Genomic DNA, 19,934 nt, shown 5'->3' on the forward strand with positions numbered 1-19,934 from the left:
ACCCCACCGTTTGGCGTGAACACATCTGCCGGAACCAGCGATTACGGTCGCGTCCGGACGGCACCGACGGGGATCCGGGACAGGGACCCAGGACAGGGGTCCGGGACCGGCGGTCCAGGACCGGGACGAGGAACATCAGCATGTCGTTCGAAGCGGAATGGGCACGGCAGAAGGCCGACGCCCGCACCAGACTGGCGGCGGGCCCGCCCGCCACCCGGCTGAACTCGGCCGGATCCGGAGGCGGTTCCGGGGCCGGGACGGGCGGAGCGGACAGCCTGGTCGCCGACCGCTCCTCCATCAACGGCAACGCCAACCTGCTCGTCGAGATCGCCGCCCTCCTCCACGAGGGCCGCCCCGACGGCGACGCCGCCACCATGGCCCGCGCCCCCCGCGCCCACGAGGACGTCGCCGAACAGGTCCTCCGCTTCAGCCGGTTCGCCGACGACCAGTACCAGGACACGGTGGCGCTGTTCGCCGCCCTCGGCACCCGCCTGAGGACCGCCGGCACCCACTTCGCCGGCGTCGACGACGACACCGCCCGCACCTTCCTGGACACCCTGCTGTCGTCCGGCCGCTACGTGGCACCGGAGGACCGGTGACCGACGGACTGGCCTTCCGCAAGGACGTCGAGTTCCTCGCCGAGTGCAATCCCCCGCTCGTCGAGCGCAACGCCCAGGAGTTCCGGCGGCTGCGCGACCTGCTCGTCGAGGCCGGCGCGCCCGCCCGCCGCGCCGAGACCGGCACCGTATGGCACAGCGCGCACAGCGGCACCTACACCGGGCGCCTCGCCGAGACCCGGAAGCTCGTCGAGCACATGGCGGAGGGCTTCGACAAGGCGGCGAGCGCCCTCCACGCGTACGCGCTGGCGCTGACCACCGCCCGGGCGCACTACGCCGACGGCACCGACACCGAGCGGAAGCTCGCCGCGCTCATCGCCACCAAGGGCACGGCCGTCACCCGGACCGCGCAGCTGGCCGAGCCCATGCGCCAGTGGGAGGACATGCGGGCCACCACCGGCTTCCTCGACGGGCTGGCCGAACTCACCATGGACGTCGACGACATCCGCGAGCGCGCCGACCACCTGCACGACACCGCAGGCGGGTTCTTCCACCGGGCGAAGACCACCGAGGCCGAGGCCCGAGCGGTGTGCACGCACGCGCTGAAACAGGCGTACGCACTGCTGCCGGAGTTCGCGGTGAAGGGAGCCGGCCCGCGCCCCGACCTGCCCGCGGCGATGGCCGACCTGCGCCGCGAGACGGAGGAGGCCCGGGCGAACCCGCTGACCCGGCTGCCCGGCAGCGGCCCCAAGACCGGAATGACCGGCCCGGTCGGTACGGACACCCTGGTCTCGCCCCGCCTGGAGGACATCCGGACCCGGGTGGCGGGACTGCCCGAGGCGGCCGACACCTTCTGGCTGCCGCCCTCGGGCGACGGGGAGAAGGCCGAGTGGATCTCGAAGAACAAGGAGGTGCTGCGGGCCGCGGCCCGGCACGCCGGACTGCCCGAGGAACTGGTCGCGGGGATCGCCTGGAAGGAGATCGCCGGCAGCCCCGGCTTCGTCGACAACGGCGTGGACTTCTTCCGCCGCTCGGCGGACGCCCCCTGGGGCCTGAGCCCGATCACGGCCCGGAACCTGCCGGGGCGACTGGGCGGCGAGGTGGACGAGACCTCCTTCGGGCCGATCGCGATCCAGCTGCGGCGCGGCGCGGAGGTGCTCGGCTACGACCCGGAGCACATGACGGAGCAGCAGCAGCGAGTGGTACAGCAGGCCCTCCAGGACCCGAAGCAGAACGCCTTCGTCGCGGCGGGCTTCCTGGCACAGATCAAGGCGGAGACCGGCCTGGCGGACGTACCCGCCGACCGGCTGACACCGGACCAGATGCAGGAGATCGCAGCCCGCTACAACGGCGGCCCGTACTGGGAATCGGAGAAGGCCCAGGACTACGGCGATGATTTCCGCGACAACCTCGGCAAGGTGCGGGAGGCCATGCGGTGAGGAAACCGGTACGGAAGGCCAGACGCTGATGCCGCGCGAGAACATCGACCTGCCCGAGGACCAGGGCTGCCTGCGCTGGGTCCTCGGCGTCCCCCTCGCCCTCCTCTACACACCCGCCGTCTACTTCGGCGTCCTCGCCCTGCTCGCCGATCCGGGCCCCCGCGACCACCCGTTCCGGGAGGACGTCCAGGCCCTGGGCGTCCTGTCGGCGACACTGTGCGGGCTCGGCCTGCTGATCACCCTCACCCCGGTGTTCCGCCGCACCATGGGCCTCTGGTGGTACGCCCTCCCCCTGCTCCTCGCGACGGTCGCCCTGGTCCGCGCGGGAACGGTCTGAGCGGCACGCACGGCGGCCCCGCCCGGACGGGGGCGCGGCTGCGGGGCAGGCCCGTAACCGCTCTTGCCGCGATGCAGAGCGGGGTCGGTGAGGGCGAATGCCGCGAGTGCGGGGCCCGTTGAGGGGAGCTCGTCGGCGACGCCCACGACCCCGACCAGGACCACGGCACCGCCCAGCGCAGCAACGGACAGAAGGACGCCGCCCGGTACGCCACGTCGATCACGCAGACCGAGCAGCGGCTCGGGGAGCTCCGCCAGGAGCAGGACCTGCGCAAGACGATGCCCGACGGCCAGCGCCGGGCCGAGGGCCGAGTCCGGTCCGCCGCCGCCCAGCCGCCGTCCCGAAGACGAGGAAAGCCAGCACCGGCCGCCGGTACACCGGAGCCGAGTACGAGCAGCCCGCGCACCTGCGCCCGCAGCCGCCGACCGGGGCCGGGGTCAAGGACTGAGCTGACCGCCGCCGGTGCTGGGGGCCTTCGCCGGCCCTTCCACCACCGGCGGCGTCCCCTTCGGATTCCCCCAGGTCAGGGCGGTGGTCCTCGCCGAGATCGGAACGCACGGAGTCGTCGATGCCCGCCTCGGCGGCTACCACGACGGCGAACGCAGCCTCGCCTACCCGCTGGCCGGCTCCACCGGCCCCGGCGACCTGGTCATCGCCGACCGAGGCTTCTGGTCGGTCGAGTTCGGGCCGGTGCTGAGGACCCGCGCCAAACGCGGCACCGTGCAGCCAGGCCGCTGGGCCCACAACCCGACCGCGAAGCCGAAAAGCACCCGCCGGGCTGGAAGACCAGCACTTAGGACAGGCGACCTCCCTACGATGTCGCCATGACGATCTCTGGACAGGGACAGCCGCTGATACGTGTCCTGCACGACGAGTCCCGACCTGACCTGCGGGATCCGACTCGTCCGCGCCCTGTCCGTCTTTACCTGTGGGAGCCGAGCCGCCCCCAAGCTGCACCGGCTCCACTGGTCATCGTCTCTCACGGCACTGGAGGTTCGGGCAGCAACATGGAGTGGCTGGTACGTCCGCTGCACGAGGCGGGTTTCCGGGTCGTGGCCCTTGACCACCACGGCAACAACTACGTCGACGGCTACGAGCCGGAGGGCTTTCTCCACGTGTGGGAACGGCCCCGGGACGTCTCCTTCGCCCTCGACGCGCTTGCTCGGGAACAGCTCCTTGGTCCGGTCGGTGTGGCGGGTTTCTCCCTCGGCGGCTACACCGCGGCGGCCCTCGCCGGGGCTCGTGTCGATCCGCAGATCCTGTGGTCGGTACTGACGGGGACGGTCCCTCTGCCGGAGATCCCTGAGTTCCCCGGCGCACTGGAGGCGCTGCGGAAGAAGCACCCGCTGGACGAGTCGTCACGACATGCACTGAATGCCGCCGCAGCAGACCTCTCGGATCCCCGAGTGCGGGCGGTCTTCCAGGTGGCCCCCGGAGTCGGCAGTCTCGTGACTCCGGAAAGCCTGGCAACTGTGCGGGTGCCTGTGGGCATCCGCTGGGGTGGAGCAGACACGGTCAACCCGTATGACGTCGACACCCGGCCGTACCTGGAGCACATCCCCACAGCGAGTGGCAGCTCGGCCGGCCCCGACGTCCGTCACGACGACTTCTTCGCCCCGGAACCTGCCGACCCGACTGTCCGCGTTCGGGTCGGCACGGAGGCGGCCGACTTCTTCCAGCAGCACCTGGGCTGACCCCTCGGCGGACACCGTTTCGGCGTAGAGCACGAGGCTGCCAAGCGTTGATCAACGGACACCGGCGCTAAGGCAACAACATTGGCCTTCGCCGGCCCCCAGACCCCTGCTCCGGGCGGCATCCCCCGACGCGAGCAGGTACGCGTCGGCGGACCGCCGTTCGCGCTGGGGGGACACCGCCCACCCGTCCCCGTGGCTGGAGCCGTCCCGCGGCACCGGACGCTTTGCCAGCACGCGAGTTGACCGTAAGACAGGTCCTGTGGCGTAGATCACTGCGCCGGTCCGGCCTTGCGGCATCCGGTTCTTTCAGCCTGCTTCGTGTACTTGGCGAGAGGGCTCCTTCCCTCTCCTCTGTTGCCGAAAGGAGCCGAGTCCTGATGGCTTGGCAATCCCTCCTGGGCAGCGGGTACCTCATGGCACTGGTTGCACTGGTGTCCGTCTCCGCTGCGGCAAGGGCGCTGTCCCCTACGGCGTCCTTGCTCGTGGTCGGCTGGCTTCAGATCCTCATGGAGCGCGAGCGCCGCACCACGCTGACCATGCTTGCCACTGCCCTGCCGCCCGGCAGTACCGCAGTTGTCCATAGCGGGCAGTCATGGGAGGTCAAGGTGGCCCCGGCCCCCGACCGCCTCCTCGTCGTCCCGCATCGCCCGCACCGGCAGGTGCGATGACCACGCCCAACCCGGTTGCAGGGGCGCCTGGCCAGGCGCCCCTGCCGCGCACCGTCCTCAAGGCCACGGTCGAGGAATACCACCCGGGTCTCCTCAGGTCCGCCACCCGGCACGCCAACGGAGATCCGCACCTGGGCGCTGACGTACTCCAGCAGGCGTACGAAAACGTCCTCAAGAGAATTGCCAAGGAAAAGTCAATCCCCTCGGATCCTCTTGAACTGAAGAAGTACATCCATGTTGCCATCGGCAATGTGGCGAAGGATTTTTACAAATCCCAGGGGAAAAGAGAAATCCCCCAGGGCTTGGAAAATCCGCTCCAAATGGATGAGTCCCAAGAGGGCAATCCCGAGGAGAATGTCATCCTTGAGGCCGCTTATAGCGAAATCGCAATGCAGGTTAACGTTCTCCTCAACAAGCTGCCGGTGAGGCAGCGCGAGGTAGTGAATCTCATGTTCTGGAAGCAGAAGAGTAAGGAAGAGGTCGCCGACGAACTGAAAATAACAGTCGACTCGGTAACTCGCTACTTGCATGCGGCGAGGACGAATCTGAAGAAGGAAGCAACAGAGACCCTGAAGGAGGTGGTCGCGTGAACTACGGGGAACTGCGTCTCGTCGACGAACTGCACCGCCTCGACCGTGTTGCGGCTGAGTTGCTCCGGCTGCTCCTCGATCGGTTCCTGACGGAGAAGGCGCCCCCACGGACGCCGGCAGTAGAAGACGCGAGCGAGAAGGCCGGCCGCCGTATGGCGGCCGGCCGCCCCGGCGTGCCCGTCCCCAGAACAAATGCCGGGAAAGTTAATTCAGCAAGAGAAGAGATTGACCTCTTGCTGAACAGGAAGAAGAGGGCACCGGAAGATCTGCGACGTGTCGCCGAACTTCTCGAAGTAATGGGAGAGGACGACAGGGCGTATGAATGGTGGCGACTGGCAGCCGACAGCGGTGACCCTGACGCTATCGACTATTTTGCACTCTTGAGCGAAGAGCGCAAGAAGAGTCGACTCCAAGCTGAAATGCATCGGCTTCAGCAGCGTGTCCAAGACCTTGAGCTAGAGCTTGAGCGGATTCAAGGTCAAAATTCGATAGTGCAGTCGAATCCTCTGCAGAAGAAAGGTGTTCTTGCTCTTCCAGTTGATACTGCATCCTGGGTTGATATGGAGGCTGCACTGCTGACACAGGGCGGCTGACATTCTCTCTGCCTGGGCTATAGGCAGAACGAAATGACTCAGCTTCGATAGGCGACAAAGGGCGGCCACTCTTGAAGGGGAGGAGTGGCCGCCGAGTCGTTTCTGTCATAGGGATCAGACCAACGACGCCGGGTTGAAGCGGTGAGTGTGCCCCTGCTGCTCCGGACTCATATGTAGGCAGGGGTATGGAGGGTCTCTCGGGTGCACCGGTAGAGCAGGCAGAGCACGGTTGAGCACCCCTCAGCGGAACGCCTGTTCTGGAGGAACGTGGGGATCCATCGGGTCGTGATGCAGGGACGTTTGGGACGCGCCGCGCCTACCGTTGTGGAGCCGCGGGCGCGACATCCGGGAGGGTGGACACGATGGCCAGGCGTGACTACGAGGACGACCCGAAGGCCCCGAAGGCGAACAGCCTGGTGCCGGCGGCGTCGGCCGGCGGCGTGGACGACGACGGCCGGGTGTTGCTGCAACGGCGCACCGACAACGGCATGTGGGCACTGCCGGGCGGAGAGATGGAGTTGGGCGAGTCCATCGGGGAGTGCGCGGTCCGGGAGACGCTGGAGGAGACCGGCATGACCGTGGAGATCACCGGGATCGTCGGGACGTACACCAACCCGGGGCACGTGTTCGCCTATGACGACGGCGAGGTGCGTCAGGAGTTCTCCATCTGCCTCCTGGCCCGCCCCATCGGCGGCACCCTCCGGGTGTCGGACGAGTCCTTCGAGGTCGCGTGGTTCACCCCGAACGAGGTGGATCAGCTCCCGATGGTGCCGAGCATCCGCAAGCGCATCGGCGATTGGCGAGCGGGGACAGGCCCGGTCGTCCGGTAGGCCCCGCCGAAACGGGCCGCGGCCCCCGCCCGGGCGGGGCGGGGGCCGCGGTGAGCGTTTGGTGCCGGGGTCAGGCCGCGGCGGCGGCCGGGGCGGCCTGCGGGACGGTCTCGTCCAGCGGGGAGCCGGAGGCCGCGGCGTAGGCCTCCTTGTCCAGGATGCCCTCGCGGGCGGAGACCAGGACCGGCACGAGCGCCTGACCGGCGACGTTGGTGGCCGTCCTCATCATGTCCAGGATCGGGTCGATGGCCATCAGCAGGCCGACACCGGCGAGCGGGAGGCCCAGCGTGGACAGGGTCAGGGTCAGCATGACCGTGGCGCCGGTGAGGCCGGCGGTGGCGGCGGAGCCGACCACCGAGACGAAGGCGATGAGCAGGTATTCCTTGATGCCCAGCTGCACGTCGAAGATGTTCGCGATGAAGATCGCGGCGAGTGCCGGGTAGATCGCGGCGCAGCCGTCCATCTTGGTGGTCGCGCCGAAGGGCACGGCGAAGGACGCGTACTCCTTCGGGACGCCGAGGCGCTCGGTGACCTTCTGGGTGACCGGCATGGTGCCGACCGAGGAGCGGGAGACGAAGGCCAGCTGGATGGCCGGCCAGGCGCCCTTGAAGAACTGCAGCGGGTTGACCTTGGCGACGGTGGCGAGCAGCAGCGGGTAGACGCCGAACATCACGAGCGCCGAGCCGATGTAGACGTCGGCGGTGAAGGTGGCGTACTTGCCGATGAGGTCCCAGCCGTACGAGGCGATGGCGGTGCCGATCAGGCCGACGGTTCCCACGGGCGCGAGGCGGATGACCCACCACAGGGCCTTCTGCAGCAGCTCCAGGACGGACTCGGCGAGGTTCAGCACCGGCTGGGCCTTGTCACCGAGCTGGAGGGCGGCGATGCCGGCGACGGCGGCCATGAAGACGATCTGCAGGACGTTCAGCTCGGTGAAGGGCGTGATGACGTCGGTCGGCACGATGCCGGTCAGGAAGTCGATCCAGGAGCCGGTCTTCTTGGGCTCCTGACCGTCGGCCGGGGTGAGGCCGGTGCCGGCGCCCGGGTTCGTCAGCAGGCCGATGGCGAGGCCGATGCCCACCGCGATCAGCGAGGTGATCATGAACCAGAGCAGGGTGCGGGAGGCCAGCCGGGCGGCGTTGTTGACCTTCCGGAGGTTGGTGATCGACACCAGGATGGCGAAGAAGACCAGCGGGGCCACGGCCAGCTTCAGCAGCTGGACGAAGATGTCGCCGACCTTCTCCAGGGTGGTGGCCAGCCAGCTGACGTCCTGGCTGCGGGCGAGCCAGCCGAGGAGGACGCCGAGCACGAGGCCGGTGACGATCTGGGCCCAGAACGGGAACTTCAGCGAGGGCCTGGCGGGGGACTTGGGGGGCGTGGTCGCTGTCGCGGACACGGGCACACTCCGGGAATGACGCACAAAAGAGGGGGAAAGGTTCTGCGAGGTGTTGCGGTGCGGCAGCCAGGAAAGCCCGGCCGGGACCGCTGCTGGAAGGCGCGAACGCGTCAGAAACAGCAACAGGCCGCGGACACGCGGCGGCAGAGGTCGACGTGCAGGCGCACCACGAGCGGAGTGCTCATGGCTGTCAGGTGCGCGGCTGTCGTCAACATGCCGATGACGCTAACACTTCTGCTTTGAGAATCTCAAAGGCTTACTTTGAGCAGTGAGTGCGCCGGGACCGCCCAAAAACGCCGCTGCCCCAACGCTGGGGCGGTAGGACCCAGCGTTGGGGCAGTTCGGTGTGTGATGAACCTAACTGGCGCGCGCGGCGTCGTCGGCCGCGTCCTCCTGGCTGCGGTTCTCGGCCAGCTTGCGCTTGGCGCCCTCGACCCGTCCGGCGATCTGCTCGGACATCTGCTCGCGCTGACCGCGGAGCAGGACGAATGACAGTGGCGCGGACAGCACCAGTGCGAGCAGCACGACCCAGGCGAGATTGGCGTCGCCCAGCCCGGCGGGCACCCACCGGAGCCGCACCAGGACGTAGACGGCGAGGAAGCACCCGGCGAAGATGCCGAGCCGCATCGCGGTGTAACGGATGGCTGCGTTCGGCTTGCTGGACACGCTGACCTCTCTCTGTCTGTGTCGGTTATGCCCGTCCAGTGAAGCACGCGCCGCCTACGGGCAGGGGCGCCGGGGGTCCTCGGCGGGCACGAGCCGCAGCGACGCCAGGGGGATCTTGAGCGCGGCCTTCCCCTGCGCGTCCCAGAGGACGGCCCGGCCGTCGGCGTCGCCCAGCAGGACGTACGCCTTGCGGGGGTCCAGCTGCCCGCCCTCCACGGGCACCCTGGCCGGGTCGGTGACGGGGGTCGCACACATCCACTCGGGCTTGATGCCGTAGTACGGCGCTGGCGCCCGCCCGGCTGCGGCATCTGCGACAGCCTGGCGCCCCGCCATCTCGGCTGGCCCCAGGGCAACGCCCCAAACTCCCACAAACAGACACATGGCTGAGACGATGACAAACCCCACGTACCCCAGCCACCGGTCCCGGACCATGTTGTGGAGATGCTTGGCATAGCCGATCATCGCCGGTGCCAGAAGCCACAAGGCCATGCCCGCCATCACCTTGGCAGTGGCTCGAAGCCCATGCATCGCCGGGATCTCGATGTCCTCCAGATTTACATCGAACGCACGCAAGTAGAAGCCGGGCAGCGACAGCCCGAGCGTCGGCAACAGCCCGGGAACGAAGGGCAGCACAGCCGGAAGTAGCCAGGGCAACAGGACGCGCCAGCTGGACTCGCGGACCAGCATGTGCAACCCAGCGAGGACCATGGTCGCGCAGCCCACGAGCACCAATACGAGCGAGGCAACAGGTGCGACAAGCCAGATTGCTGCGCTCACGACAGCAAGGAGCCCGACAAGGATTGCAGCGCGGAGCACGGACTGGCGGAAGGGTTGTTCCGGCGCCCTTCGAGCAAGAAGGATCAGCCCCAGTCCGAATGCAATCACAAACAGGAGACTGCTCAGCAGAAACGATACGACGGTCGCTTCAAAGCCTCCTCCAGCAAGCAAGGCCATCCCAACCGGGACGGACAGGTCCCGGCCGAACATCCGTGACGCGGCAGCCGGGACTCTTCCTCGGGTGGTCAATGAGCGCATGAGCGGGACTGTCGGCGGCTCTTGCTCAACGCCTGGCATCCGCAGCGTGGCAAGGGCCCGCGCAGTCTCTTCGTCCGCGGCCCGGATCAAGCGCGGGCTGTCGACCCGACCGGCGAGAGTGTCGGCGTATCGTCGCGGCCTGCGACCAGGTCGCCCCCGGGAGGTCTCCCAGCGGTCTCGCGGTGGCGATGCACGGTCGACGCGTTCCACCGCCTCCACCGTCAGGGCCAGGCACATGCCGTCGGCAAGAGCTTCGAGCCGCAGGCGTGCACCTTCCGCCGCCCGGAACGATGAACCGGGTATGCGCACCTCGACCAGGTACCAGGCAAGGCCGTCGGCTTCCGCGGTGACCGTGGTGCCGTGCTGTTCCAGAACCGGCCACTCGCGGGCCTCCAGCGCCGCCTCGAAGAGGTCACGGTCGGTCTGCGTACCCCGGAGTTCGACCAGCGCCACCACCCGCTGGTCCCACGCCCCCCTTCCCGCCATCAGGTCAGCGGGAGGAGGAGGGTGACGTCGTCACGGTCGTCGCCCGGGGCGACGCGGATCGCGGCGGGGACGCGGCCGACCTCCGTGTATCCGCAGGACTCGTAGAAGCGTTCGAGGCCCAGGCCGCCGCGGCAGGTCAGGCGGATGGCCTCGATGCCGTCGATGGTGCGGGCCGCGTCGGCGACCGCGGCCATCAGGGCCCGGCCGGCGCCCCGGCCCTGGAGGGCGGGGTGGACCATGACCGTGTAGGCCCACAGCCAGTGCGTCATCAGGCGGTGGGTGTTGAGGGTGAGGAAGGCGGTGGCGAGGACCCGGCCGTCCGCGTCACGGCCGACGACCAGCCGGCTGCCGCCCTCGGCGACCGCGGCGAGCTGCTTGATCAGCTGCGGCCGGACGTCGTCCCGGACCACCGGCGGGACGAAGCCCACGGCGCCGCCCGCGTTGGAGACGTCCGTCCACAGGTCGAGGATGCCCTCGTGCAGGGCGGGATCCACCGACGGGTCCAGGGTGAAGGCCAGGGCCCCGGGGGCGGCAGCGGGCCGGTCGTCGGGCGCGGTGGCGGGCGGAGCGAGCTGCGTAAGGGTCATAGGGGCAGATTATCTATTACCCGGGCTCGGGCGCCACTGGATTCGGTACGCAAAACGCCCTGGTCCGTCGTGCGGACCAGGGCGTCGGAGCAAGCGATCGGGCGGCCGCGCGTCAGACGCGCATCGGCTGCGGCGACTCCCGCAGCGAGGCGTCCGGCCCCGGGTACTCGCGGATGATCTCGTACCGCGTGTTCCGCTCGACCGGCCGGAAGCCGGCCTCGCGGATCAGCTCCAGGAGGTCGTCCCGGGTCAGCTTGTTCGGGGTGCCGTAGTTGTCGGCGTCGTGCGTGATCTTGTACTCGACCACCGAGCCGTCCATGTCGTCCGCGCCGTGCTGCAGCGCGAGCTGGGCGGTCTGCACACCGTGCATCACCCAGAAGACCTTGACGTGCCTGATGTTGTCGAAGAGGAGGCGGGAGACCGCGAAGGTCTTCAGCGCCTCGGCGCCGGTGGCCATGGAGGTCCGGGCCTGCAGCGTGTTGCGGACCTTGCCGTCCTTCATGTCCACGAAGTCGTGCTGGTACCGCAGCGGGATGAAGACCTGGAAGCCGCCCGTCTCGTCCTGCAGCTCACGCAGCCGCAGCACGTGGTCCACCCGGTGCCGCGGCTCCTCGATGTGGCCGTAGAGCATCGTGCACGGGGTCTTGAGCCCCTTCTCGTGCGCGAGCCGGTGGATCCGCGACCAGTCCTCCCAGTGGGTGCGGTGGTCGACGATGTGCTGCCGGACCTCCCAGTCGAAGATCTCCGCGCCGCCGCCGGTCAGCGACTCCAGGCCCGCCTCGATCAGCTCGTCCAGGATGTCGGACGCCGAGAGGCCGGAGATGGTCTCGAAGTGGTGGATCTCGGTGGCCGTGAACGCCTTCAGCGAGACGTTCGGCAGCGCCTTCTTCAGCTCGGAGAGCGAGCGCGGGTAGTAGCGCCACGGCAGGTTGGGGTGCAGGCCGTTGACGATGTGCAGCTCGGTGAGGTTCTCGTTCTCCATGGCCTTGGCCAGGCGGACGGCCTCCTCGATGCGCATGGTGTACGCGTCCTTCTCGCCCGGCTTCCGCTGGAACGAGCAGTACGCGCACGAGGCCGTGCACACGTTCGTCATGTTGAGGTGCCGGTTGACGTTGAAGTGGACGACGTCGCCGTTCTTCCGCGTGCGCACCTCGTGGGCGAGGCCACCGAGCCAGGCCAGATCGTCCGACTCGTAGAGGGCGATGCCGTCCTCACGGGTCAGCCGCTCGCCGGAGCGGACCTTCTCCTCCAGCTCGCGCTTGAGCCCAGCGTCCATGTGCCGGTCGCCTCCTGATCGATGTCTGCCGGTCGCTGTCCGCCGGCTCCCCCAGGCTTCGTTTCCGCCCGGGGTCACTCCCCGCCCCACCGTACTCTCAGTGCTCCTCGGGGAGCTCTCCGACCCGGTTCTCCCACTTGGTGGAGAGCACGATGGTGGTACGGGTCCGGGAGACGCCCTTGGTCCCGGACAGCTTGCGGATGATCTTCTCCAGGCCGTCCACGTCGCTGGCGCGCACCTTGAGCATGTAGGAGTCGTCGCCGGCGATGAACCAGCAGTCCTCGATCTCCGCGAGGTCGCGCAGCCGGCGTGCCACGTCCTCGTGGTCGGCGGCATCGGAGAGCGAGATGCCGATCAGCGCCGTGACGCCCAGGCCGAGGGAGGCCGCGTCGACGGTCGCGCGGTACCCGGTGATGACCCCGGCGGTCTCCAGCCGGTTGATGCGGTCGGTGACGCTGGGGCCGGAGAGACCCACGAGCCGGCCCAGCTCCGCGTACGAGGCACGTCCGTTTTCCCGGAGTGCCTGGATGAGCTGCCTGTCCACCGCGTCCATGTATCTGGACCCTTCTATTGTTCGGCGATCCTGCAAGATTAGGTATAGAATCAAAGGCGCACAGGGTCAACGCCCTGTGAATCTTTCAACAGATCAATGACGATCTTCAGGAGTGGTTCACCGTGTACACGATCGAGATGGCCTACGCCCAAATGCGGCAGCTCCAGGAGCAGGCCAACCGATCCCGTGCCCACCAGCAGGTAGTCGCCGCGCGGCGCGCCGAGAAGAGCACCAAGCCGCGCAACGCCAAGAAGCGCTAACCCGCAGCCCGAGAGCTTCCAAGCTCTCCCTCCCAACGGCGGTACAACCGGTGCGGCACCCCTGCCGCGTCCAGCACCCGCCCCGCGACGAAGTCCACCAGATCCTGGATGTGCGTCGCACCCGCGTAGAACGCCGGAGAGGCGGGCAGCACCACGGCTCCCGCCTCGTCCAGCGCCACCAGGTGCTTCAGCGTCTGGCCGTTCAGCGGGGTCTCCCGCACCGCGACCACCAGCCGGCGGCGCTCCTTGAGCGTCACGCTCGCCGCCCGCTGCAACAGGTCCTTCGACAGTCCGAGCGCCACACCCGCCACACAGGCGGTGGACGCCGGCACGATCAGCATTCCCTTGACGGCGTACGAGCCGCTGCTCGGCCCCGCCGCCAGGTCCCCGGCCCCCCAGTACCGGACGTCCTCCACGGACACCTCGAAGGTGCCCGGCTTCCCGTCGGCCCCCCGGGCCAGCCACTCGGCGAGGTCCTCGCGCCAGTGCGCGTCCCGGAAGGCGATGCCGGTCTCGTCCAGCAGAGTGAGCCGCGAGGCCCGGCTGACCACCAGGTCCACGCTCTCCCCGGCCGCCAGCAGCCCCCGCAGCACCGCCGCCGCGTACGGCGTCCCCGACGCCCCGGAAACCCCGACCACCCACGGGGTGCGCTTGCCGTCAGTCATGACACCGAGACTATCCGGCCACCTCGTCCGGGCACTCGCCAAGGTGTGCCGTACGTTCTCCCTTCGCACGCACCGACCAGGGGGACGCCATGAAGCAGACCGACACCCGCGGCGGAGCCATGACCGACGGCGAGCGCGCCAGGACGGCCGGCCTGCTGATGGCCGGCTGGGTGGCACTGCTGTGGCTGCTCGAAGCCGTGGACACGGCCACCGGGCACGCCCTCGACGCGTACGGCATCACCGCCCGGGACGTGGGCGACCTGCCCTCGGTGCTGTCCGCGCCCTTCATCCACTTCGGCTGGGACCACGTGGCCGCCAACACCCTGCCGCTGCTCGCGCTCGGGTTCCTGACCGCGCTGGGCGGACTGCGCCGCTTCTTCCTGGTCTGCGCGGTGATCATCGTCGCGGACGGGCTGGGGGTGTGGCTGTTCTCCCCGTCCGACAGCAACACCGCGGGCGCCTCGGGACTGGTCTTCGGCCTGTTCGGCTATCTGGTGGTCCGCGGCTTCGTGGAGCGCCGCCCCACCGGGATCATCGTCGGCCTGCTGGTCGCCGCGATCTGGGGCGGCGCGATCCTGTCCGGGATCGGCCCCTCGGACTCCTCGGTCAGCTGGCAGGGCCACCTCATCGGCCTGCTGGCCGGCGCGGCCACGGCCTTCCTCCTCCCGAAGGCCCCGGCCGGGCGGGCGGGGGTCTACGGGTAGGACTACTGAGCGCGGCCGGGTGCGCCGGGGTCCACGGGGAGCCCGGCCGTTTCGATGACGAGCTTGCCAAGGGTGGTTCCCACCGTCACTGGCGTCCCGTACGGGAGGGTATCGCGGCCCCGGTAGCCGTCCGGGCCGGGATTCCACAGGGTCACGCAGTGTGCCTGGTAGGGGTCGAAGATCAGGTAGCTCGGGATGCCGCGCCGCGCGTACGCCCGGTTCTTGATCTCGTAGTCGTTGCGGACACTGCTCGGGGAAACCACTTCGATGGCGAGCTCGATCAGGTCCGGTGAGTAGGCGCTGAGGTTCTTGGCGACCTCAGCCGCAGGAATGAGAGCGAGGTCCGGGCAGAACTCGTTGTCGGCATCGAGCGGGATCGCCACGTCGCTCAGGAACCCCCAGTCTTCGGAGATCTGCGCCTCCAAAGCGTTCCACACCAGCCGAATCGTCTGGGCATGGTGCGGCTTCAGCGGACTCATCACGATGGCGCCCTCGACAATCTCCATCCGGTAGCCCGGGAACATGTCCTCGAACCGGCTGAGCTGTGAGTGCAGGCGCTCGGTCTCCGAGACGGTCACGTCGGCCTCCCTGTCCATGCACTCGATGGTAGGCCGCGGAGTAGCTACACCGTCAGACCCCGCACGGCGAGATCCATCAGCGCACACACGAACAGGGCAATCCCGATGAACCCGTTGACCGTGAAGAACGCCCGGTTCAGGCGGGACAGGTCGTGCGGCTTCACGATCGTGTGCTCGTAGACGAACGCGCCCGCCACCACCGCCAGCCCCGCCCAGAACAGCACGCCCGCGTCCGTCGCCACCGCGTACCAGGCCAGCAGGGCCGTGGTGACGACGTGGCAGACACGGGCGCCCCACAGGGCGGCCGGGACACCGAAGCGGGCCGGGACGGACTTCACGCCCTCGGCGCGGTCCGCGGCCACGTCCTGGCAGGCGAAGATCAGGTCGAAGCCGCCGATCCACACGCCCACGGCCAGGCCCAGGATCACCGCGTCCCAGGACCAGGAGCCGGTCACCGCCAGCCAGGCACCCACCGGCCCTATGGCCTGGGCCAGGCCCAGAATGGCGTGCGGGAAGTCGGTGAACCGCTTGCCGTACGGGTAGACCACCATCGGCACCACGGCCACCGGGGCCAGCGCCAGGCACAGCGGGTTCAACAGGGCCGCGGAGCCCAGGAACACCGCCACGGCGATCCCGGCACCGGTCCACGCGGTCCGCACCGAGACCGCGCCGGTCACCAGCTCGCGGGTGGCCGTACGCGGGTTCCGTGCGTCGATCTCCCGGTCGATGATCCGGTTCGCGGCCATGGCGAAGGTCCGCAGACCCACCATGCAGACGGTGACCAGGAGCAGCTCGACCCAGTGCACGCTGCGGTCCACCGTGAACATCGCGGTCAGCGCGGCGATGTAGGCGAAGGGCAGCGCGAAGACCGAGTGCTCGATCATCACCAGCCGCAGGAACGCCTTGACCTTGCCGGTCGACTGCGGTGCCGGGCCGGGCCCGAGCACCCCGTCGGCGGTCGTCGTCATCCGAGGTCCCTCCGGAACTGTTCGAGATCGGCCAGCAGCTCCACCGCCGGGAGCGCACCGAGCTCCAGCGTCCGGGGGGCTGCGGTGCCTTCCTCCTCGCCCTCGGGCGGGGTGACCAGGGCGGTGACCACCCAGTCGGCACCGGAGGGCCGGGCTTCCAGGCGCAGGAAGTTGCCCGCCTCGACGGTGAACGGCTCGGCCGCGGCCAGGGCCTGCTGCAGCTGCTCCGCGAAGGCATCCGCCTCCGTGTCCCGCGCGCCGGGCAGTTCGAAGCCGTCGCCCTCGCCGTCCACCTCGTACATCAGCGCCCAGACGTCGCCGGGTCCGGCGAACTCCTCCGGGCTCACGCCCGCGTCCCGGGCCGCGACGAGCACGCCGGGCTGGGTCGGGTCGATCAGCGGGCGCACCAGGGCCACGTAGGCCTCGGCGGTGCCGATGCTCAGGTCCGGGCCGCCGATGGCGATCGGGCTCACAGTCCGTACTCCTTCCAGCGGCGGTCCACCAGGGCCGCCGTCGCCGGGTCGGACTCCACCATGTCCGGCCAGCCGCCGTCCCGGGTGTAGCCCTCCTCCGGCAGCTTCTTCGTCGCGTCGATGCCCGCCTTGCCGCCCCAGAACTGCTGGTACGAGGCGTGGTCCAGGTGGTCCACCGGGCCCTCGACCACCGTGAGGTCGCGCGAGTAGTCGGTGTTGCCGAGCGCCCGCCAGGACACCTCGTGCAGGTCGTGGACGTCGCAGTCCTTGTCCACCACGATGATCAGCTTGGTCAGCGACATCATGTGCGCGCCCCAGATGGCGTGCATGACCTTCTGCGCGTGCTTGGGGTACTTCTTGTCGATCGAGACGATCGCGCAGTTGTGGAAGCCGCCCGACTCGGGCAGGTGGTAGTCCACGATGTCCGGGACGATGATCTTCAGCAGCGGCAGGAAGAACCGCTCCGTCGCACGGCCCAGCGGGCCGTCCTCGGTCGGCGGGCGCCCCACCACGATCGACTGGAGCAGCGGCCGCTTCCGCATCGTGATGCAGTCGATCTTCAGCGCGGGGAAGGGCTCCTGCGGGGTGTAGAAGCCGGTGTGGTCGCCGAACGGGCCCTCGGGCAGCATCTCGCCGGGCTCCAGCCAGCCCTCCACCACGACCTCGGCGTTGGCCGGGACCTGGAGCGGGACGGTCTTGCAGTCGACCATCTCGATCCGCTTGCCGGCCACGAATCCCGCGAAGAGGTACTCGTCGATGTCGCCCGGCAGCGGCGCGGTGGACGCGTACGTCACGGCCGGCGGGCAGCCGAACGCGATAGCGACCGGCAGCCGTTCGCCCCGCGCCGCCGCCACCGCGTAGTGGTTGCGGCTGTCCTTGTGGATCTGCCAGTGCATGCCGATGGTGCGCTTGTCGTGACGCTGGAGCCGGTACAGGCCGAGGTTCCGCACGCCCGTCTCCGGGTGCTTGGTGTGCGTCAGCCCCAGGTTGAAGAAGGAGCCGCCGTCCTTGGGCCAGGTGAACAGGGCCGGCAGCCGGTCCAGGTCCACGTCGTCACCGGTGAGGACGACCTCCTGGACGGGAGCGGAATCGCCCTTCACCTTCTTCGGCGGGACGTGCACCATCGAGCCGAGCTTGCCGAAGGCCTCGCGGACGCCGATGAAGCCCTGCGGCAGCTCGGGCTTCAGCAGGCCGCCGATCTTCTCGCTGATCTCGCCGTAGGACTTCAGGCCGAGGGCCTTGAGCAGGCGGCGGTCGGTGCCGAAGACGTTCATCGCCAGGGGCATGTCGGAGCCCTTGACGTTCTCGAACAGGAGGGCCGGACCGCCCGCCTTGTTCACTCTGTCGACGATCTCCCCGACCTCCAGGTACGGGTCGACTTCGGCCTTGATGCGCTTGAGGTCGCCCTCCCGCTCCAGGGCCCGGAGCAGCGAGCGGAGATCGTCGTAAGCCATGGGGGCAAGTATCCGGCACGGACTACCCTGGAGGCGTCACCGGGGCCCGTCGCGGCCCGCCGCCACTGCCTGGGGGTCGGTCCCACACCGTGCTGCGCTACCTGCCGTTCCTGCTGATCATCGCGCTGACCATCTACGCCTTCATCGACTGCCTGAACACCCCCGAGGAAGAGGTCAAGCACCTCCCCAAGGTGGTGTGGGTGATCATCATCCTGCTGTTCTCGATCGTGGGACCGGTGGTGTGGCTGTTCGCGGGCAAGCAGCGGGTGGCCTCCGGCGGCGGGGCCGGGCGCAGCCGCGGCCGCACCCAGTGGGTCGCGCCGGACGACAACCCGGACTTCCTCAACTCCCTCCGCGACGAGCAGCGGAAGAAGCAGCGGCAGGACGACGGCGACCCGGACCGGGACCAGGACGGCCGGGACCAGGGCAAGGACCAGGACCGGGAGTAGCTCCCGAGGTCACCGAGTCGGCGAGGTCACTGAGCCCAGGGCAGGACGCGGGTGCCCTCGGTCCCCGGGACCGAGGCCACCCCGTCGGCGCGCATGGCGACGTACGCCTCGAAGGACTCGACGGCGTGGATCCGGCGCACCACGCCGGGCGGCAGGACCATGGTCTGCCCGGCGGCGACCCTCTCGGTCCGGCCGCCGTCCCAGGTGATCTCCAGCGATCCGGCGGTGAGCGTCCAGACCTGCTCACGGCTGACGGAGTGGTCGGGACCGGTCGAGCCGGCGGCCATGTCGACGTGCCAGGTGCTGAGCTCGGCGCTGCCGCGGCTGGGGGCGGCGAGACCGGTCATGGTGGCGTTGGGGGAAACGGTGACGTGCTCGGGGGCGGGGCTGATGACGCGCAAGAGCTCTCCTCGATATTGGTCAACCTGCTTTACTCGCGACCAAGTAAAGCAGATTGACTCACTCGTGACACCATGTTTCCCATGACGGACGAGAACCCGCCCGGCCCCGAGCTGACCTTCCTGCTCGGGCTGGGGTTCCAGATGATGCTGGCCGAGTTCACCCGGCGGGTCGCCGAGGCCGGGTACCCGGACCTGCGGCCGGTGCACGGCATGGCCTTCCAGATCCTCAAGGGGGACGGCACCACGAGCAGCGAGCTCGGGGAGCGGCTGGGGATGACCAAGCAGGCCGCCGGGCAGCTGGTCGACGACCTGGAGCGGCGCGGCTATGTGCGGCGGGAGCCGCATCCGGCGGGCGGGCGGCGGAAGCTGGTGGTGCTCACGGAGGCGGCGCGGACGCACCTTGCCGTGGCCGGCGGCATCCTGCACGCGCTGGAGGCGGAACTGGCCGACCGGGTCGACGTGCCTTCGCTCCGGGCGGAGCTGACCCGGCTGCTGGGGGCGCTCGGCGAAGGCGGCGCGCTGCCGCCGCTGCGGCCCGTCTGGTAGACGAGCGCGGTCCGGGGCCACGCTGGGCCGGGGCGGGGTACGGCGGCAGAGCGGGGTGTCCCGGCGTGCCCACCCTCCCCCAAGCTCTCGACTTCGCTCGAGCAGGAGGGACCCCCATCGCCCTGCGGGACGCCTGCCCACACCGAGGGTCAGTGCGGCTGGAGCTGTGTCGCGTATTCGGTGCGGAGGGTGGTCCAGCGGGTTTTGGTCCAGGCCGGCCAGTAGGCCGGGCGGCCTTCCAGGTAGTCCTCCAGCAGCAGGAAGTGCTCGTGCCAGCCGGCCAGGCAGTCGAGGGCGTAGGACTCGTTGCCGTGGAGCTCGTTGGTGAAGCGGATCAGGGTGGAATCGGTGCCCAGCGGTTCCAGGTGGAAGCGCATCCGGCCGTGGACCTCGACCGTGTACTCGGCCACCCGTTCCACGTCCCAGGCCGTGATGTGGCCCGAGACCCTGGTGCCCGAGTTCGGCCAGTGCAGGGTGACGGCCCCGCCGAGGCGCCGTTCCAGGATCTCCGCCTCCGCCAGCCAGCCCTGCAGGCCTTCGGGTGTGGTCAGGGCCGGCCACACCGTTTCGTACGCGTGCGCCACGTGCGGCGCGATGTGCAGCAGCCAGTGGTCGGCGTCGCGCCGCTCGCCGGTGCCATGACTCACGGGAGACATGACACCAGCGTCGCACTTGCTCCGGCCGGACGCCTGCTCCGGCCGGACACCCGCTCCGGCCGGATGCCCGCTC

General features: G+C 69.3%; 26 protein-coding genes. 13 read left to right on the top strand and 13 right to left on the bottom strand.

The features are described 5' to 3' along the window. The first annotated feature begins 140 nt into the window (after window positions 1–140). The 9 genes from AC067U_RS22735 (at window position 141) to AC067U_RS22775 (ending at window position 6,708) form a co-directional block, all read left to right on the top strand. Window positions 141–599, top strand: coding sequence for a hypothetical protein (locus AC067U_RS22735; protein WP_478831551.1), 459 nt, complete (start codon window positions 141–143; stop codon window positions 597–599). Further along, window positions 596–1,996, top strand: coding sequence for a hypothetical protein (locus AC067U_RS22740; RefSeq protein WP_478831552.1), 1,401 nt, complete (start codon window positions 596–598; stop codon window positions 1,994–1,996). Before AC067U_RS22735 ends, AC067U_RS22740 begins: the two co-directional genes overlap by 4 nt. A gap of 28 nt (window positions 1,997–2,024) precedes the next feature. Beyond that, complete coding sequence (locus AC067U_RS22745) at window positions 2,025–2,333, top strand: hypothetical protein (RefSeq protein WP_478831553.1); 309 nt, start codon at window positions 2,025–2,027, stop codon at window positions 2,331–2,333. A 462-nt stretch (window positions 2,334–2,795) separates the two neighbouring features. Continuing rightward, entirely contained in the window at window positions 2,796–3,161 is a 366-nt protein-coding gene (locus tag AC067U_RS22750) for a hypothetical protein (protein WP_478831554.1), read from the top strand. A 98-nt stretch (window positions 3,162–3,259) separates the two neighbouring features. Further along, window positions 3,260–4,027: an alpha/beta hydrolase family protein gene (locus AC067U_RS22755; protein ID WP_478831650.1), complete on the top strand. Its 768-nt coding sequence runs from the start codon at window positions 3,260–3,262 to the stop codon at window positions 4,025–4,027. 377 nt (window positions 4,028–4,404) lie between these two features. Further along, window positions 4,405–4,695: a hypothetical protein gene (locus tag AC067U_RS22760; protein WP_478831555.1), complete on the top strand. Its 291-nt coding sequence runs from the start codon at window positions 4,405–4,407 to the stop codon at window positions 4,693–4,695. After that, window positions 4,692–5,285 carry an RNA polymerase sigma factor gene (locus AC067U_RS22765; protein ID WP_478831556.1) on the top strand — a complete coding sequence of 198 codons (594 nt, stop codon included), beginning with the start codon at window positions 4,692–4,694 and terminating at the stop codon, window positions 5,283–5,285. The genes AC067U_RS22760 and AC067U_RS22765 overlap by 4 nt, the downstream gene beginning before the upstream one ends. Before the next feature lie 362 nt (window positions 5,286–5,647). Then, window positions 5,648–5,878 carry a hypothetical protein gene (locus AC067U_RS22770; RefSeq protein ID WP_478831651.1) on the top strand — a complete coding sequence of 77 codons (231 nt, stop codon included), beginning with the start codon at window positions 5,648–5,650 and terminating at the stop codon, window positions 5,876–5,878. Between the two features lie 362 nt (window positions 5,879–6,240). Further along, window positions 6,241–6,708 (top strand): NUDIX hydrolase, encoded by a 468-nt coding sequence (locus tag AC067U_RS22775; RefSeq protein ID WP_478831557.1) that lies wholly within the window; start codon window positions 6,241–6,243, stop codon window positions 6,706–6,708. A gap of 70 nt (window positions 6,709–6,778) precedes the next feature. On the opposite strand, the gene AC067U_RS22780 is transcribed toward AC067U_RS22775, so the two are convergent. The 6 genes from AC067U_RS22780 to AC067U_RS22805 all read right to left on the bottom strand — a co-directional run bounded on the left by AC067U_RS22780 (window position 6,779) and on the right by AC067U_RS22805 (window position 12,707). Next, the gene (locus tag AC067U_RS22780; RefSeq protein WP_478831558.1) at window positions 6,779–8,104 is read right to left on the bottom strand and encodes a dicarboxylate/amino acid:cation symporter; all 1,326 of its coding nucleotides are present in this window, start codon (window positions 8,102–8,104) and stop codon (window positions 6,779–6,781) included. 357 nt (window positions 8,105–8,461) lie between these two features. Then, window positions 8,462–8,770 carry a DUF4229 domain-containing protein gene (locus AC067U_RS22785; RefSeq protein WP_478831559.1) on the bottom strand — a complete coding sequence of 103 codons (309 nt, stop codon included), beginning with the start codon at window positions 8,768–8,770 and terminating at the stop codon, window positions 8,462–8,464. 54 nt (window positions 8,771–8,824) lie between these two features. After that, window positions 8,825–10,258, bottom strand: coding sequence for a hypothetical protein (locus AC067U_RS22790; RefSeq protein WP_478831560.1), 1,434 nt, complete (start codon window positions 10,256–10,258; stop codon window positions 8,825–8,827). A 32-nt stretch (window positions 10,259–10,290) separates the two neighbouring features. Then, the gene (locus AC067U_RS22795) at window positions 10,291–10,878 is read right to left on the bottom strand and encodes an N-acetyltransferase family protein (RefSeq protein WP_478831561.1); all 588 of its coding nucleotides are present in this window, start codon (window positions 10,876–10,878) and stop codon (window positions 10,291–10,293) included. Between the two features lie 112 nt (window positions 10,879–10,990). After that, the gene (mqnE, locus tag AC067U_RS22800; RefSeq protein WP_478831562.1) at window positions 10,991–12,154 is read right to left on the bottom strand and encodes an aminofutalosine synthase MqnE; all 1,164 of its coding nucleotides are present in this window, start codon (window positions 12,152–12,154) and stop codon (window positions 10,991–10,993) included. A gap of 97 nt (window positions 12,155–12,251) precedes the next feature. Continuing rightward, complete coding sequence (locus AC067U_RS22805) at window positions 12,252–12,707, bottom strand: Lrp/AsnC family transcriptional regulator (protein ID WP_478831563.1); 456 nt, start codon at window positions 12,705–12,707, stop codon at window positions 12,252–12,254. Window positions 12,708–12,844: 137 nt separating this feature from the next. Here AC067U_RS22805 and AC067U_RS22810 point away from each other — a divergent pair, with 137 nt between their 5' ends. Next, a complete protein-coding gene (locus AC067U_RS22810) occupies window positions 12,845–12,967 on the top strand; it encodes a hypothetical protein (RefSeq protein WP_478831564.1) in 123 nt (40 codons plus the stop codon). On the opposite strand, the gene AC067U_RS22815 is transcribed toward AC067U_RS22810, so the two are convergent. Next, on the bottom strand, window positions 12,964–13,632 hold the full coding sequence (locus AC067U_RS22815; protein WP_478831565.1) for a UbiX family flavin prenyltransferase: 669 nt from the start codon (window positions 13,630–13,632) through the stop codon (window positions 12,964–12,966). The genes AC067U_RS22810 and AC067U_RS22815 overlap by 4 nt on opposite strands. Window positions 13,633–13,721: 89 nt before the next feature. On the opposite strand from AC067U_RS22815, the gene AC067U_RS22820 reads away from it, so the two are divergent. Further along, window positions 13,722–14,336 carry a rhomboid family intramembrane serine protease gene (locus tag AC067U_RS22820; protein WP_478831566.1) on the top strand — a complete coding sequence of 205 codons (615 nt, stop codon included), beginning with the start codon at window positions 13,722–13,724 and terminating at the stop codon, window positions 14,334–14,336. 2 nt (window positions 14,337–14,338) lie between these two features. Here AC067U_RS22820 and AC067U_RS22825 read toward each other — a convergent pair whose 3' ends face one another. From AC067U_RS22825 to AC067U_RS22840, 4 genes are read right to left on the bottom strand one after another with little or no spacing between them, the layout of a single operon-like run. After that, window positions 14,339–14,932, bottom strand: coding sequence for a Uma2 family endonuclease (locus AC067U_RS22825; RefSeq protein WP_478831567.1), 594 nt, complete (start codon window positions 14,930–14,932; stop codon window positions 14,339–14,341). 26 nt (window positions 14,933–14,958) lie between these two features. Further along, complete coding sequence (mqnP, locus tag AC067U_RS22830) at window positions 14,959–15,882, bottom strand: menaquinone biosynthesis prenyltransferase MqnP (RefSeq protein ID WP_478831568.1); 924 nt, start codon at window positions 15,880–15,882, stop codon at window positions 14,959–14,961. Continuing rightward, complete coding sequence (locus AC067U_RS22835; RefSeq protein WP_478831569.1) at window positions 15,879–16,355, bottom strand: hypothetical protein; 477 nt, start codon at window positions 16,353–16,355, stop codon at window positions 15,879–15,881. Before AC067U_RS22835 ends, mqnP begins: the two co-directional genes overlap by 4 nt. Continuing rightward, the gene (locus tag AC067U_RS22840) at window positions 16,352–17,809 is read right to left on the bottom strand and encodes a menaquinone biosynthesis decarboxylase (RefSeq protein WP_393580055.1); all 1,458 of its coding nucleotides are present in this window, start codon (window positions 17,807–17,809) and stop codon (window positions 16,352–16,354) included. Before AC067U_RS22840 ends, AC067U_RS22835 begins: the two co-directional genes overlap by 4 nt. Window positions 17,810–17,898: 89 nt before the next feature. Between AC067U_RS22840 and AC067U_RS22845 the strand changes: the two genes are divergently transcribed. Continuing rightward, a complete protein-coding gene (locus AC067U_RS22845) occupies window positions 17,899–18,258 on the top strand; it encodes a PLD nuclease N-terminal domain-containing protein (protein WP_478831570.1) in 360 nt (119 codons plus the stop codon). 26 nt (window positions 18,259–18,284) lie between these two features. Here the strand turns inward: AC067U_RS22845 and AC067U_RS22850 are convergent, their stop codons facing one another. After that, the gene (locus tag AC067U_RS22850) at window positions 18,285–18,659 is read right to left on the bottom strand and encodes a cupin domain-containing protein (protein ID WP_478831571.1); all 375 of its coding nucleotides are present in this window, start codon (window positions 18,657–18,659) and stop codon (window positions 18,285–18,287) included. 72 nt (window positions 18,660–18,731) lie between these two features. Between AC067U_RS22850 and AC067U_RS22855 the strand changes: the two genes are divergently transcribed. Then, window positions 18,732–19,205, top strand: a complete 474-nt coding sequence (locus tag AC067U_RS22855) for a MarR family winged helix-turn-helix transcriptional regulator (protein ID WP_478831572.1) — start codon at window positions 18,732–18,734, stop codon at window positions 19,203–19,205. A 149-nt stretch (window positions 19,206–19,354) separates the two neighbouring features. On the opposite strand, the gene AC067U_RS22860 is transcribed toward AC067U_RS22855, so the two are convergent. Then, window positions 19,355–19,861, bottom strand: coding sequence for an SRPBCC domain-containing protein (locus AC067U_RS22860; RefSeq protein WP_478831573.1), 507 nt, complete (start codon window positions 19,859–19,861; stop codon window positions 19,355–19,357). Window positions 19,862–19,934: the final 73 nt, after the last annotated feature.

The organism is Streptomyces sp. NPDC043853 (genome assembly GCF_056436025.1).